Genomic DNA, 12,798 nt, shown 5'->3' on the forward strand with positions numbered 1-12,798 from the left:
GAGGACGCCGCTGGTCACCGACCGGCGGCGTCCCTCGTTTGTGGGGCGAGAACCTTTCTGGTTCAGGCATTACCGGAAGGTCCGAAGCCGCCACGCCGTCCCGGGCACGTTCTGCGCCGGACGGTCACCCTTAGTCTCTGGTCGTTCGCGTGGGGAGCGCGGCCGTTCCGGGGGAGATTCGGTGCTCGAATGGGTTGTCTCGTCGCTGGCCGTGCATGCGTTCGGGGTCGGCACCGTGGTGCTGGCGGTGGCCGTCAGCGTGCCGCAGTACCTGCATCTGCGACGGGGCGGCACGGCGGCCGGGGTCAGCCTGCCGGCGGTGCTCAACTCCGCGATCAGTTTCTTCGCCTGGACCGCCTATGCGCTGTACATCACGGACGGCTGGCTGATCGCTTCCTCCGCCGTCGGCCTGCCGTTCGCGGCGATCACCGTGTACGCCGCCTGGAAGGCCGGGGCCGCCCGGGAGCGGATGTGGTTGCCGGCGGTGTGGTCCGGGGTGCTGCTCGGCACCGGGATGCTCGATCTGATCACGGGCCGGCACGCGGCCGAACTCGTCGTGGGAGCCTCGATCGGCTGGTTCGTGATTCCCGCCATCGTGAAAGCCTGGACCAGTAGAGATGTTTCCGGGATCGCCGCGGGGTCTTGGTGGGTCCAGGCGCTGGAGGGCGGGCTCTTCCTCGGCTACGGGCTGGCCGGTGACGTCTACGCGTCAGTGGTCTACGGGGTCGTGGCCATGGCCGGATCCGGCGCCGTGCTGGGACGTCTTGCACTGGGCTACCGCCCGCTCCGGGTGCCGCGTCATCGGGCCGACACACCGCGCATCGTGCCGCAGCGCCACGTCCGGTCCCGTACCGGGCCGGTGCGCCTCACAGCTCCTGGGTGAGTCCGCTGCGCAGGATGTTGAGGCTCTTGGTCAGTAGCCGGGAGACGTGCATCTGCGAGACGCCCACCTCGGCCGCGATCTGGGACTGTGACAGTCCTTTGCCGAAACGCAGCTCCAGGATGCGGCGTTCGCGCACCGGGAGGCGGGCCAGCAACGGTCGCAGGGTCTCCCGCTGCTCCACCAGCTCGATCCCGGCGTCTTCGAAAGCCTTGCCCATGCGGTCGGAGTCGTCGGCCGTCGTCTGCAGCGGCACGGTGATGTAGGCGCTCGCGGTCTCCAGCGCTTCGAGCACGAGATCCGCGTCCACGTCGAGGTATTGGGCGATTTCCCGGACGGTGGGGGAGCGGTCGTGGGTGTGGGTGAGGGTTTCGCGGGCTTCGGAGACGCGGCGGCCGAGGTCTTGGATGCGGCGGGGGATGCGCATGGCCCAGCCGCGGTCGCGGAAGTGGCGGCGGATTTCTCCGACGATGGTGGGGACGGCGAAGGCGGCGAAGGCTCCGCGTTGGGGGTCGAAGCGGTCGACGGCGTGCAGGAGGCCGATGGTGCCGACCTGGACGAGGTCGTCGTAGGGTTCGCCGCGGCCTTTGAAGCGTTGTGCGAGGTGGTGGACGAGGGGCAGGTGCGTCTCGATGACCTTGCGCCGCAGCTGCTGGTAGTGCGGGTGGGTCGCCGGCATCGCGGCCAGGCGGTACAGATCCGGGTCGCCCAGTGCCACCGCGTTGTCGGGGTCGTCGGGGTCGTCAGGGTCATTGAGGTCATTGAGGTCATTGAGGTCGCTGAGGTCGTCCGGGTCGTCTACGTCGCCCCGGTGTTCCCGGGGATCATCGTCCGGGATGCCGGGAGCCTCGGCGATGACCTGTTCATCGGGTTCCCGCGGTGCCGCCGGTTTCTCCGGGCACCGGATGATCTCCGGCTGACTTCTCGGGAGCACGCGCAGGCGGGCGTCGGCGTCCGGCTGCAGACTCACTTCTCCGCCCGCCCCGGCACACTGAGCTTGATCCAGGTGCCGTCCTGCCAGGCGCCGGTGACCACGTCGCCGGCCAGAGCCCGCAGCACCGACCAGGAGAAGCTGGCCTCGCGCGGCAACTCGGCGACCGGCCCGGAGATGGTCACGGACAGGTTCTGGCTGCCGACCAGGCCGACCTCGAAGGCGGCGTCGAGAGTGCGGCCCGGGTGCGCACGACCGGCCAGCAACAGGGAGCAGGCCTCGTCCACCGCGATGCGCAGGTCTTCGATCTCGTCGAGGGTCAGGTCCAGTCGGGTGCCGAGCCCAGCGGCTGCGGTACGCACGACGGCGAGGTAGGCAGGATCAGCCGGAACCCGCAGATCCACCGTGTCGAGGTTCCGGTCTTGCTCGACGACGCCGGAGCGCTGCCTACCGCGAATCGTGCTCACATCCCCCCGTGACAAAGACCGACCCCGGCCGTAGCGGTGCGCGGATCGTTCGTCACGGAACGATACCAATGTCACCATCGGAACAGGGTAGTGCACTCAGAGTTGCAGTTGTCCAGGCCTCAAGACAAGGCCAAGCAACGGAACCCACTCGGCCGGTCACGAGTAGTGAAGCCCCGTACCTGTTCGGCCTTATAGGTAATTCTGCCCGTCCGGGGGCGCATCGTCCGCTGTTTATGGCCTCGCCCAGAAGTTTCTTGAGGTCAGTTCTGAGCAAGTCGCGCCTGCAGTAAGAGTGCAATGCGACATAAGGAGCGATAGGCGTAAATCGAACGACGGCAACTCAGTTCATGGTCGGAGGGCCCAGTCGTCCGGCGCCCGGGCCGAGCACGCAGGCGCGCCTCCTCAGCGCTTGCTCAGGGCGCCCTCGCGTGACTGAGGGGCGCCCGCAGTCGGAGGCTGGTGGACGTCCTCCATGGTGGTGGTGCGGACGACCTGCGTGCTGGGGCCCTCGGTCATGCCCGCGTACACCGCGATCGCGACGCCGAGGAAGCCGAGGCCCACGGCGACGAGGTTGGGGGAGTTGTAGCCCCAGCCGGCCGCGATGGTCGCACCGCCCAGCCAGGCACCGATCGAGTTCGCGATGTTGAAGGCCGCGTGCATGCTCGCCGCGGCGAGGTTGGGGGCACCACCGGCCAGGCTGATGATGCGGTTCTGCAGGGCGGGGAAGGCCATGGTGTTGGCGAACGGGAACAGGAAGATCAGTGCGGCCGAAGCGATCTTGTTGCTGGAGGCGAAGTAGAAGATCGCGGCGATGACGACGTTGGCGCCCATCGCGCTGTAGATCACCCGGGTGCCGTCGTAACGGTCGGACAGGCGCGCGCCGATCAGGTTGCCGAAGGTCATGCCCAGACCGAACAGCACCAGCAGGGGGGTGATGCTCGACTCGGCGTAGCCCGCGACCTCGGTCATCATCGGGGCGATGTAGCTGAAGGTGGCGAAGGTGGCGCCACCGCCGATGGTGGCCACACCCAGGGACAGCCAGATCTGCTTGTTCTTGAAAGCGCTCAGTTCGTGCCGCAGGTGCGGGGCGTCGGGCGAGGACGGGTCGATGCGCTCACTGCGCGGCACGGCCGCCAGCACGCCCAGGGCCCCGGCCAGCTCGACCACGGCGACCAGCACGAGCACCAGTCGCCACGAGGTGTTCTGGCCGATGAAGGTGGTCATCGGCACACCGACGACGTTCGCGATGGTCAGCCCGGCGAACACCACGGCCATGGCCTGACTGCGCTTGTTCTTCGTTACCAGGTTGGCGGCCTGCACGGCGGCCACGCCGAAGAACGCGCCGTGCGGCAGACCGGAGAGGAACCGCATCACCAGCAGCGACCAGAAGCCCGGCATCATCGCGGAGACGAGGTTGCCCACGGCCAGCGCCACCACCAGGCTGACCAGGAGTCCTTTGCGCGGGAAGCGGACGGACGCGGCGGTCAGGAGGGGCGCTCCGATCACCACACCGATCGCGTAGGCGGAGATCAGGTTGCCCGCCTGGGGCACGCTGACGTCCAGGTCGTTCGCAATGTCCGGAAGTAGACCCAGGGCGACGAACTCGCCCGTGCCCAGGCCGAAACTACAGATGGCCAGTACCAGTAGCGCGCGCCGTACGGGAGTGATCACAGTTCTGCCGCCCCTTTCGCAAGTTTTCGAGGATGGCCAGGGGCGCGCGGGCGCACCACGAACCGCCCGAGAAAATGCTCCACCAGGGAGTAATTTCGGGCGGTGCGGGACAAGTTGCGGGGCGGCATCATTGAGCCCTAGTGCCGAGCGAGTCGACGACTGCTGGCGCCACTGGCTGTTTCACAGGGTACAACCGGCTACCCCGCGTCGTATTCCCCTGCCACGTAAACACTAGGTGCCATCGCGGGTACTCCTGGTCACGACCGTCGCTCGCCGGGAGGGGTCCGCCGGTTCTGGAGGGCCCGGGCGAGGTCGGCGGCCGAGGCCCAGCCCGGGCGGGGGCCGGATTTCTCGGTCGCGCCGGGGCCGGTGACGACGGGGATCGGGTTGGTGTCGTCGCTGGGCGGGCCCGGTGGAAGGCGGTCCGGGATCGGGCGCTCCGGGGCGGGACGCTTCGACGGCGGGTCATGGGGGACGTGGTGGTCGGGACGGTCGTGGTGGTCGGGGATGCGGTGCCCCGGCACCAGGTGTTCCGGGGTGGGGTGTTCCGGGGCGGGGTGCTCCGGTGCCGGGCGGGCTGAGACGGGGCGTTCCGGCATCTGGCGTTCCGGGGTGGGACGTCCTGGTGTCGTGCGGGTCGAGACGGGGTGTTCCCGAGTGGAGCGTTCCGGAGCACTGCGTTCCGCGGCGGGGTGTCTCGGAGCCGGGCGCGCCGGCCCACGGTGGTTCAGGGCCGTGCGTTCTGGTGCCCTGAGTTCTGGTGCCGTGCGTTCCGGGGGCAGATGTTCCAGGGCTGCGTGTTCCAGGCCTGGACGTTTCGGAGCGGGGCGGTCCGGCGCCGCGAGCTGGGGTGCCGTGCGTGCGGGTGCCGTGCGTTCGGGTGGTGTGCGCTCCTGGACGTGACGCTCCACGAAGCGCCGCTCCCGGACGGGGATGACCGGGTGGGGCTGGCTGATCCGGGGCACCGGCCCGGTGTTGCTGTACCGGCCGATCACGGGGATCGGGTTGGTGTTCAGCCCGACGACCGGGATGCGGATCGGTGCCGTGACGGGGCGGGCCGGATTGGACCCCGGCACGGTCTGCGGGGGTGGGAGGGCCGAGGCGAGGGAGTACCGGGTGCGGGAGGCGTGCCACGCGATCCCGGCGGCGACCAGTCCCAGGCCGACGGCGACGAGGTTGGGTGAGTTGTAGCCCCAGCCGGCCGCGATGGTCGCGCCGCCCAGCCAGGCGCCGAGGGAGTTCGCGATGTTGAAGGCCGCGTGCATGCCCGCGGCGGCCAGGTTCGGGGCGTCGCCGGCCATGCTGATGATCCGGTTCTGCAGGGCGGGGAAGGCCATGGTGTTGCAGAACGGGAAGAGGAAGAGCAGGAACGCCGAGGCGATCCGGTTGCCCGCGCCGAAGTAGAAGGCGGCCGAGACGATCACCTGGGCGGCCATCACGCCGTAGATCACCCGGGTCACGTCGTAGCGGTCGGCCAGCCGGGCACCGACCAGGTTGCCGAAGGTCATCCCCAGCCCGAACAGCACCAGCAGCGGCGTGATGGCAGAGGCGCCGTACCCGGCCACCTCGGTCATCATCGGTGAGATGTAGCTGAAGGTCGCGTGGATCCCGCCGCAGCCGATCACGGCCACCACCAGGGACAGCCAGATCTGCCGGTTCTTGAAGGCGTTCAGCTCCCGCCGCAGGTTGGGGGCGTCCGGCAGACCGGGAGCGATCCGCGGGCTGCGCGGCACGACCACGAGGACGCCCAGGGCGCCGATCAGCTCGACCGCGGCGATCAGCACGAACACCATGCGCCAGGTGGTGTGCTGCCCGGTGTAGGTGGCCAGCGGCACGCCGACAACGTTGGCGATGGTCAGCCCGGCGAACACGATGGCCATCGCCTGGCTCCGGCGGGCGGGCGGCACCAGCTTCGCGGCCTGCACCGAGGCCAGCCCGAAGAACGCGCCGTGGGGCAGACCGGAGAGGAACCGCAGCACGAGCAGGCTGCGGAAGTCCGGCATCGCGGCGGAGAGCAGGTTGCCCAGCGCCAGCGCCACCACCAGGCTGATGAGCAGGCCCTTACGGGGAAAACGGACGGAGGCCGCCGCCAGCAGGGGAGCGCCGATCACCACGCCCAGCGCATAGGCCGAGACCAGGTGGCCGACCTGGGGCACGCTGGCGTCCAGATCGTTCGCGACGGCCGGCAGCAGGCCGACCACGACGTACTCGCCCGTGCCCAGCCCGAAGGCGCAGACCGCCATGGCCAGCAGTGCGCGGCGCACCGGATCGAGCATGCTGGCCGTCCTTTGCCTACTTCTGGTCCTGTGCCCGACCGGGACCGGTGGCACCTCCTAGGGCGGTGAGCCCGAGCCGGAAAGTGACTGTGTCATAAGATGCGGCTAGCCGCCAGGTGCCGTTTGTGCTATCGACCAGCCACTGAATGTTGTTGCGCTATGCCGACTTGCGCGCCGGGGTCTTCTTGGCTGCGGTCTTGCTCGCGGTCTTCTTGGCCGGGGCCTTCCTGGCCGTGCCGGTCTGGGCGGCTGCGGTCTTGCGGGCAGGGCTGCGGGAGGCGGTCTTCTTCGCCGGGGCATCGGCCGGCTTCTCGCCCCGGGACGCCTTCGCCCGGTCGACACTGGCCTGCAAAGCCGAAAGCAGGTCCACCACCTCGGTCGTGGCCTCCTCGTCGGCCTTCACCGGAGCCGGCTCGGCGCCCTCGAGCTTCGCCTCGACCAGCTGCACCAGCGCCTGCTGGTACTCGTCCTCGTACTGATCCGGCTCGAAATCCGCGGCCATCGAGTCGACCAGCGACGCCGCCATCCGCAGCTCCTGCGGGCGCAGGTCCACCTCGTCCTCGAGGATCGGGAACTCCGCCGCCCGGATCTCGTCGGGCCACAGCAGGGTCTGCATCATGATGACCCGATCGCGCACCCGCAGTACGGCGAGTGACTCACGCTGACGCAGGGCCACCTTCACCACGGCCACCCGGTCGGTCGCCTCCAGGGCCTCGCGCAGCAGGGCGTAGGGCTTGGCGGCGCGCGCGTCGGGCTCCAGGTAGTACGACTTGCCGAACAGCACCGGGTCGACCTGGCCCGTCGGCACGAACTCGACCACGTCGATCTCGCGGCCCGTGCTCAGCGGCAGGGCGTCGAAGTCCTCGTCGGTGAGCACCACCAGGCGGCCGTCTTCCGACTCGTAGCCCTTCGCCAGCTGGTCCCACGCCACTTCTTCGCCGCACACGCTGCACATCCGCTTCATCCGGATGCGCCCACCGTCTTCCCGGTGCACCTGGTGGAAGCGGATGTCGTGCTCCTGGGTCGCCGAGAACAGCCGGACGGGAACGTTGACGAGGCCGAACGAGACCGCGCCCTTCCAGATGGCTCGCATCGTCTGTCTCCTCAGTTGTCGCGCTGATCGACCCTGGCAGGACGGTTTAAATCCGACAGGACATGTCAAGTCGGACACGCCGAAAACCTGGAACCAAGCATGACTGCTTGGTCTCACTCCTGCCAGTGTCGACTCGGTTACCCGCTGAAAATCATCGGTCCGCGCGGCGGGGCGATTGAGGCCGTGATCGACACCCCCATGTGCTCTCATGTGGCCATGCGCCCCATGCTCGCGACGCCGGCCGATGCCGACCGCGGGCTCCCGACCGACGCCGAACGCTGGGCCTACGAGGTCAAATGGGACGGCTGGCGGGTGCTCGCCGACATCCACGACGGCGCCGTGCGGCTCTGGAGCCGGTCGGAGCGGGAGATCACCCCGGCCTTCCCCGAGCTGGAGGCGATCGGCCGGGCCCACCCCGACGTGCTGCTCGACGGCGAGATCGTCATCCTCTCCGGGGGTGTGCCGTCGTTCACGGCGCTCGCCGACCGCATCCACGTGACCGACCGGCGCAAGGCGCAGGCGCTCGCCGCCCGGGCTCCGGCCACGCTGATCGCCTTCGACGCGCTGCGGATGTACGGCGTGGACCTGAAGCGTCGCACCTGGCAGGAACGGCGGGAGGCCCTGGAGCGGCTGCCCGCCTCGGGCGATCACTGGCAGCTGTCACCGGTCTACGACGACGTCGGCATCCTGCTGCACGCCACTCTCGAGCAAGGGCTGGAAGGAGTGGTGGCCAAGCGGCGCGGTTCCGACTACCGGCCCGGCGTGCGCAGCAGTGACTGGCGCAAGCTGGCCCACCGCCGGGTGCAGTCGGTGATCGTCGGGGGCTGGCGGCCCGAGGTGAACGCGCGCAACCCGGTCGGAGGGCTGCTGATCGGCATTCCGTACCAGGGGCAGTTGCGGTTCGCGGGGCGGATGGGCAGTGGGTTGACCGCACCGGGGGTGCAGGCCGACCTGCGCCGTCTGCTGACGCCGTTACAACTGGAGAAGTCACCGTTCGACGACCCGGTGCCCCGGGCCGACGCCAAGGGGGCGACCTGGACGCAACCGCGTCTGGTGGTCGACGTGCGGCACATGGGCCGCACGGACAACGGGCGACTGCGGCAGCCGGTCTTCCGGGGCATCCGGGCCGATCTGGAAGCGCAGGACGTCCGCCACGAGTGAGGGGGAACAGTGGCCGGAGAGGAACAGCTGGTCGAGGTCGAGGGACACACCCTGCGGCTGCGGAACCTGGACAAGGTGCTCTACCCCTCCACCGGCACCACCAAGGGTGAGCTGCTGCACTATCTGACCGGGGTGGCCGACCTGCTCCTGCCGCACCTGAAAGACCGTCCCGCCACGCGTAAACGCTGGCCCGACGGGGTGGAGGGAAGCACCACGTTCTTCGAGAAGAACGTGCCGCGCGGTGCCCCCCGATGGCTGCGCGACGTCACCCTGCCCGCGCCCGGCAGCACCAAGGACCGCGAGATGGTCACCTACCCGCTCATCGACGATCTGGCCGGGCTGGTCTGGGCCGCGAACCTGGCCGCACTCGAGCTGCACGTGCCGCAGTGGCGGGTGGGCCCGCGCGGTGCCGCGAAAGACCCCGACCTGCTGGTCATCGACCTCGATCCGGGCGCGCCCGCGGGGTTGCCGGAGTGCGCGGAGGTCGCCCTGGCGGTTCGGGAGAAGCTTGAGGACGACGGGTTGCACCCGTATCCCGTCACCTCCGGGGGCAAGGGCATGCAGCTCTACGCCGCGGTCTCGGGCCGGCAGGACGCTGCGTCAGTGGGGAATTACGTGCATCGTCTGGCCGAGCAGCTGGAGCGCGAGCTGCCCCGGCTGGTGGTGTCGCGGATGGCCAAGAACCTGCGCAAGGACCGGGTGCTGCTGGACTGGAGCCAGAACCACGCGGCCAAGACCACCATCTGCCCGTTCTCACCCCGGGGCCGGGAACGCCCGACCGTCGCGGCCCCCCGCACCTGGGACGAGCTGGACGATCCCGGTGCCCTGCGGCAACTGGAATTCGGTGAGGTGCTGGAACGCTGCGCCGATCTCGGTGATCCGCTGGCCACCTTGCTGCCCTCGGGTTCGCGGACCGGGGCGGGCCCGAGGGTACCGACCGGATGACCGTCGGACTACGTTCACGATCATGAAAACGATGAGCGCTCTGGGTGTCGTGGTGCTCGCCGGTGGATCCGGTGAGCGACTGGGCGGAGTGGACAAGGCCACTCTGACCCGGGCCGGGGTGACGCTGCTCGACGGTGTGCTGCTGGCGACCTTCGCCGCGGAACACACCGTGGTGGTCGGTGAACGCCGTCCGACGGTGCGAGAGGTCGGGTGGACGCGCGAGGACCCACCCGGAACCGGGCCACTGGCCGGGCTTCTCGCGGGCGTCGAGGCGCTGGAACCCACCGCCCCGACCCTCGTCGGCGTGTTCGCGACCGACCTGACCAGACTGGGGGCACAAGACGTCCACCGGCTCGTCGAGGCCCTGGCCTGCGCCCCGCACGCCGACGCGGCCCTCTTCGTCGACGCCGAGGGCCACCGCCAGCCACTCGCGGCGGTGTACCGCACGCCCGCGCTCATCCGTGTGCTGCGGGAACTCGAACCGCTGGAGGGCCGGCCGATGCGGGCCCTGGTGCGGGAACTGGACGTGATCGAGGTGCCGGACCTCGGGGCCTCGCAAGACTGTGACACGCCGGAGCAACAGGCCCGGCTCGACGAGCTCGACGATGGGGAGTGACCATGCTTGAGGGTTGGGTGGACGAGGTCGGGGAGCACCTTTCGGTTCCCACGGGTGACGTGCAGGTGGCGGAGATCCTGGATCTGGCCAAGGAGGCGGCCCACGGCATTGCGCGTCCCGCCGCGCCTCTCACGACGTTCCTGGTCGGCTACGCCGCCGGGCTGAAGGGTGGCGGGCGCGACGAGATCGCCACCGCCGTGGGTGAGGTGCTGCGCCTGCTCGCGACCCGGCCCCCGGAGCTGGAGCAGGAGTCGGAAAAAGCCTGATCAGCCGGGCAGCAAGGTCCGGGCCTGGTGTTCGTCCATCCCGGTGGCGCCCAGCAGGTCCACCACCACCGACCGGATCTGCCCGACCACCACGTTGGCCGACAGCGACTGCGCGCCGAGCTGCTCGGGGTCGAGGCGGGCGGCCAGGGTGGCCAGGGCGGTGGTGGAGACCAGACGTTCCTGCGCCGTGCCCACCTCACCCTCCAGCAGGTGCAGGATCTCGGCCAGATGGTCGAAGATGTCGGCCAGGGCCATCGGCATCTCGGTGCCGGTGTCCAGGGCCGCGGCGATGCGGCGCACCGCCACTCGCATGTTGCGGGTCGCCCGGTCCAGTCCGGTCAGACCGCGGCGGTACCGCAGCAGCTCGGGCTGGTGCCGCCGGCGCAGCGGGGAGATCCGGCTGATCTCCTCGCCGCCGCGCAGGGCGTCGGTCCAGGCCTGGATGTCGTCCTGGGTCCGCCGGGCCCGGTCGAGCACCGCGTCCGCCCGGGCGGCGTCACCACTGCGCAGCACCGCCGCCGACTCCGACGAGATCGCCGCCAGCTCGCGGATCAGGTCCTGTGCCTCCTTCCGTACGAACCGGCCCGGATCGGCCGGGAGGAAGGCGACGATGAGCAGTGCCGTGGTGCCGCCGATCAGCGCGTCCTCCCAGCGGTAGAGCCCACCGCCGGGGGTCTGGGGCAGCGCGGCCAGGAAGATGCTCTGCACCGCCGACTGCGTGGTCATCAGCGCGCCGCCCCCGAGCAGCTGGGCGATCGACATGGAGATCAGCACCACCAGTGTGATCTGCCACCAGCCGTTCCCGATCTGGGTGACCAGCAGCTCGGCGATGCCCACCCCGATCGTCACGCCCAGGGCCAGCTCGACCATGCGGCGCAGGCGCTGCGTGTTGGACAGGCCGAGGCAGACCACGGCGGCGACCGGGGCGAAGAACGGGCGCGGGTGGCCCAGCAGGTTCTCGGCGATGATCCAGGCCAGGGCGGCCCCGATCCCGCACTGGAAGATCGCGAACGCGTTCGTCCGGATCCGGAGAACACCGTCCCGCACGGCCGTGCCCGACGTAGTCATCACGGGCCAATCCTGGGGGAGCAATCCTTACCCTGCCACCATGGCGAGCACGCGTCCCCCGCTCCCGTGCACCGCACCGCTGCTGCCCGTCGATCCAGACCGGGCGGAAAGGGCAAAGCGGGCAATGGAACTCGACCTCGGGTACGTCTTCCACTCCTGGCCGGCGCAGGACGGCCGCCAGCCCTTCACCGCCGACGGCGCCCAGGTCTCGTGGTGGTGGGACGGCGCGGGCACGGCATTCTCTGGATCGCGGACGAGGTGATGTCCGGTTCCGGACGCGCGGGGCGGTGGTTCGCGGTGGCTCGCGGCCGTTCCCGGGCGGTCTCACCTACTCCGGTCACCCGCTCGCGTGCGCCGCGGCCGTCGCGAACATCGGTGTGCTGAGCGACGACTCACTGATCGGGAACGCCGGCCGGCTGGGTCGTGAGGTGTTCGGACCCGCGAACCGTTGGTGCCGGCCCTGAACATCACCGACGAGGAGGCCCGGTACGGCCTGGCCCTGCTCGGGGAGGCGCTCGCCGAGGTCGAGGCCGGCCTCTGAGGGTCAGGCACTGAGCGGCGGCGCCTGGCCCGTGGACTCTTCCCAGGTGATCGGGTGCGGCGGGGCCTCGAGCACCAGCGGGTCGTTCCAGAGGGAGTAGATCGCGCGGAAGTCCTCCTCGCGGTGCAGGAGCACCTGGCGGGCGCCGTCCGTGCGCACATAGGTACGGCGCTCGCCGCCCTCCAGGCCCAGGGCGACCGTCGGGAGCCCGTCCAGGGTCTTGTGCTCGTACGTCCTCCACGGGGCGTCGACATCGGGCAGGTCGAGCACGTCGTCGACCAGGAGGGGCATCTGCGTGGCCGCGAAGATCTCTTCCGTCTGGTCGTTCCGGGTGATCGAGATCCACTGCCCGGTGAGCCACCCCGGGGTGCCCGGCTCCTGCGGCGGCAGGTTCTCGCCGTACTGCACGTACCCGGTGTCCCCCTGCAGGATCACCCGGGTCTCGCCCCCCTCGGTGTTCGAGATCCGGCCCAGAGCCTGACCGTTCCGGTCGATGCTGAGGTCGTACCGGAGGTGCTGGCCGTAGCCCACAGTGTCGGCCTCCACGTGCACGGAGGTGGCGGTGAACGCGGCCTCCATCGCACTCCGCGCGAGGTCTCCCGCGTAGTCGTGGTCGCTCGGCGGTTCCGAGGAGACGGGCGTGCTGAAGAGCGAGGTCCAGGGTTCGGCCGGGGCCGCGGTGGGCTCGACGGGCTGGTCGATGCGCTCGTTCACCCAGGTCAGGGAGAGCAGTGCGGTCAGGATCAGGACGGTGGCCAGCAGGACGACCAGAAACCGCTGGCGGCGGAGAGCAGACGACGACATGACGGATCCGTTCGGTGAAAGTGTGCGCCGCCCCGTGGTTCCGGGCGGCGAGTCAGCCTAGTTCCGCTCCGTCCGGTTC

The 12,798-nt window shown here is 70.0% G+C and carries 13 protein-coding genes and 1 pseudogene; 7 read left to right on the plus strand and 7 right to left on the minus strand.

Annotation, left to right across the window (positions count from 1 at the left end):
- The first annotated feature begins 181 nt into the window (after positions 1 to 181).
- Positions 182 to 883, plus strand: coding sequence for a hypothetical protein (locus tag QSK05_RS02400; RefSeq protein WP_285593411.1), 702 nt, complete (start codon positions 182 to 184; stop codon positions 881 to 883).
- Here QSK05_RS02400 and QSK05_RS02405 read toward each other — a convergent pair.
- The 5 genes from QSK05_RS02405 to ku all read right to left on the minus strand — a co-directional run bounded on the left by QSK05_RS02405 (position 867) and on the right by ku (position 7,318).
- Complete coding sequence (locus tag QSK05_RS02405) at positions 867 to 1,850, minus strand: SigB/SigF/SigG family RNA polymerase sigma factor (RefSeq protein ID WP_285593412.1); 984 nt, start codon at positions 1,848 to 1,850, stop codon at positions 867 to 869. The genes QSK05_RS02400 and QSK05_RS02405 overlap by 17 nt on opposite strands.
- Positions 1,847 to 2,278 (minus strand): ATP-binding protein, encoded by a 432-nt coding sequence (locus tag QSK05_RS02410; RefSeq protein ID WP_285593413.1) that lies wholly within the window; start codon positions 2,276 to 2,278, stop codon positions 1,847 to 1,849. The genes QSK05_RS02405 and QSK05_RS02410 overlap by 4 nt, the downstream gene beginning before the upstream one ends.
- Positions 2,279 to 2,680: 402 nt before the next feature.
- Entirely contained in the window at positions 2,681 to 3,949 is a 1,269-nt protein-coding gene (locus QSK05_RS02415) for an MFS transporter (RefSeq protein ID WP_285593415.1), read from the minus strand.
- Between the two features lie 257 nt (positions 3,950 to 4,206).
- The gene (locus QSK05_RS02420; RefSeq protein ID WP_285593416.1) at positions 4,207 to 6,225 is read right to left on the minus strand and encodes an MFS transporter; all 2,019 of its coding nucleotides are present in this window, start codon (positions 6,223 to 6,225) and stop codon (positions 4,207 to 4,209) included.
- A 157-nt stretch (positions 6,226 to 6,382) separates the two neighbouring features.
- The gene (ku, locus tag QSK05_RS02425) at positions 6,383 to 7,318 is read right to left on the minus strand and encodes a non-homologous end joining protein Ku (protein ID WP_285593418.1); all 936 of its coding nucleotides are present in this window, start codon (positions 7,316 to 7,318) and stop codon (positions 6,383 to 6,385) included.
- A gap of 216 nt (positions 7,319 to 7,534) precedes the next feature.
- Between ku and ligD (QSK05_RS02430) the strand changes: the two genes are divergently transcribed.
- Genes ligD (QSK05_RS02430) through QSK05_RS02445 form a run of 4 tightly spaced genes read left to right on the plus strand, consistent with a single transcriptional unit; the run spans position 7,535 to position 10,306 of the window.
- Entirely contained in the window at positions 7,535 to 8,479 is a 945-nt protein-coding gene (ligD, locus tag QSK05_RS02430; protein WP_285593420.1) for a non-homologous end-joining DNA ligase, read from the plus strand.
- Positions 8,480 to 8,488: 9 nt separating this feature from the next.
- Positions 8,489 to 9,424, plus strand: a complete 936-nt coding sequence (gene ligD, locus QSK05_RS02435) for a non-homologous end-joining DNA ligase (protein ID WP_285593421.1) — start codon at positions 8,489 to 8,491, stop codon at positions 9,422 to 9,424.
- A 31-nt stretch (positions 9,425 to 9,455) separates the two neighbouring features.
- On the plus strand, positions 9,456 to 10,040 hold the full coding sequence (gene mobA / locus QSK05_RS02440) for a molybdenum cofactor guanylyltransferase (protein ID WP_285593423.1): 585 nt from the start codon (positions 9,456 to 9,458) through the stop codon (positions 10,038 to 10,040).
- 2 nt (positions 10,041 to 10,042) lie between these two features.
- Positions 10,043 to 10,306 carry a DUF6457 domain-containing protein gene (locus tag QSK05_RS02445; protein ID WP_285593425.1) on the plus strand — a complete coding sequence of 88 codons (264 nt, stop codon included), beginning with the start codon at positions 10,043 to 10,045 and terminating at the stop codon, positions 10,304 to 10,306.
- Here QSK05_RS02445 and QSK05_RS02450 read toward each other — a convergent pair whose 3' ends face one another.
- A complete protein-coding gene (locus QSK05_RS02450; protein WP_285595153.1) occupies positions 10,307 to 11,374 on the minus strand; it encodes an FUSC family protein in 1,068 nt (355 codons plus the stop codon).
- A 40-nt stretch (positions 11,375 to 11,414) separates the two neighbouring features.
- Between QSK05_RS02450 and QSK05_RS02455 the strand changes: the two genes are divergently transcribed.
- A complete protein-coding gene (locus QSK05_RS02455) occupies positions 11,415 to 11,636 on the plus strand; it encodes a hypothetical protein (protein WP_285593427.1) in 222 nt (73 codons plus the stop codon).
- Positions 11,606 to 11,823: pseudogene (locus QSK05_RS36215) on the plus strand (aspartate aminotransferase family protein); the annotation flags it as partial. The gene QSK05_RS02455 and the pseudogene QSK05_RS36215, both read left to right, overlap by 31 nt.
- Before the next feature lie 95 nt (positions 11,824 to 11,918).
- Here the strand turns inward: QSK05_RS36215 and QSK05_RS02460 are convergent.
- Positions 11,919 to 12,719 carry a hypothetical protein gene (locus QSK05_RS02460; protein ID WP_285593429.1) on the minus strand — a complete coding sequence of 267 codons (801 nt, stop codon included), beginning with the start codon at positions 12,717 to 12,719 and terminating at the stop codon, positions 11,919 to 11,921.
- Positions 12,720 to 12,798: the final 79 nt, after the last annotated feature.

The organism is Kineosporia sp. NBRC 101731 (assembly GCF_030269305.1).
In the GTDB taxonomy this organism is placed as follows: domain Bacteria; phylum Actinomycetota; class Actinomycetes; order Actinomycetales; family Kineosporiaceae; genus Kineosporia.

Bases quoted from the DNA above. Each gene is read 5' to 3' on its own strand.
- QSK05_RS02420 (WP_285593416.1), bottom strand. From the start codon at position 6,225: ATGCTCGATCCGGTGCGCCGCGCACTGCTGGCCATGGCGGTCTGCGCC.
- ku (WP_285593418.1), bottom strand. From the start codon at position 7,318: ATGCGAGCCATCTGGAAGGGCGCGGTCTCGTTCGGCCTCGTCAACGTT.
- ligD (WP_285593420.1), top strand. From the start codon at position 7,535: ATGCGCCCCATGCTCGCGACGCCGGCCGATGCCGACCGCGGGCTCCCG.
- mobA (WP_285593423.1), top strand. From the start codon at position 9,456: ATGAGCGCTCTGGGTGTCGTGGTGCTCGCCGGTGGATCCGGTGAGCGA.
- QSK05_RS02445 (WP_285593425.1), top strand. From the start codon at position 10,043: ATGCTTGAGGGTTGGGTGGACGAGGTCGGGGAGCACCTTTCGGTTCCC.
- QSK05_RS02450 (WP_285595153.1), bottom strand. From the start codon at position 11,374: ATGACTACGTCGGGCACGGCCGTGCGGGACGGTGTTCTCCGGATCCGG.
- QSK05_RS02455 (WP_285593427.1), top strand. From the start codon at position 11,415: ATGGCGAGCACGCGTCCCCCGCTCCCGTGCACCGCACCGCTGCTGCCC.
- QSK05_RS02460 (WP_285593429.1), bottom strand. From the start codon at position 12,719: ATGTCGTCGTCTGCTCTCCGCCGCCAGCGGTTTCTGGTCGTCCTGCTG.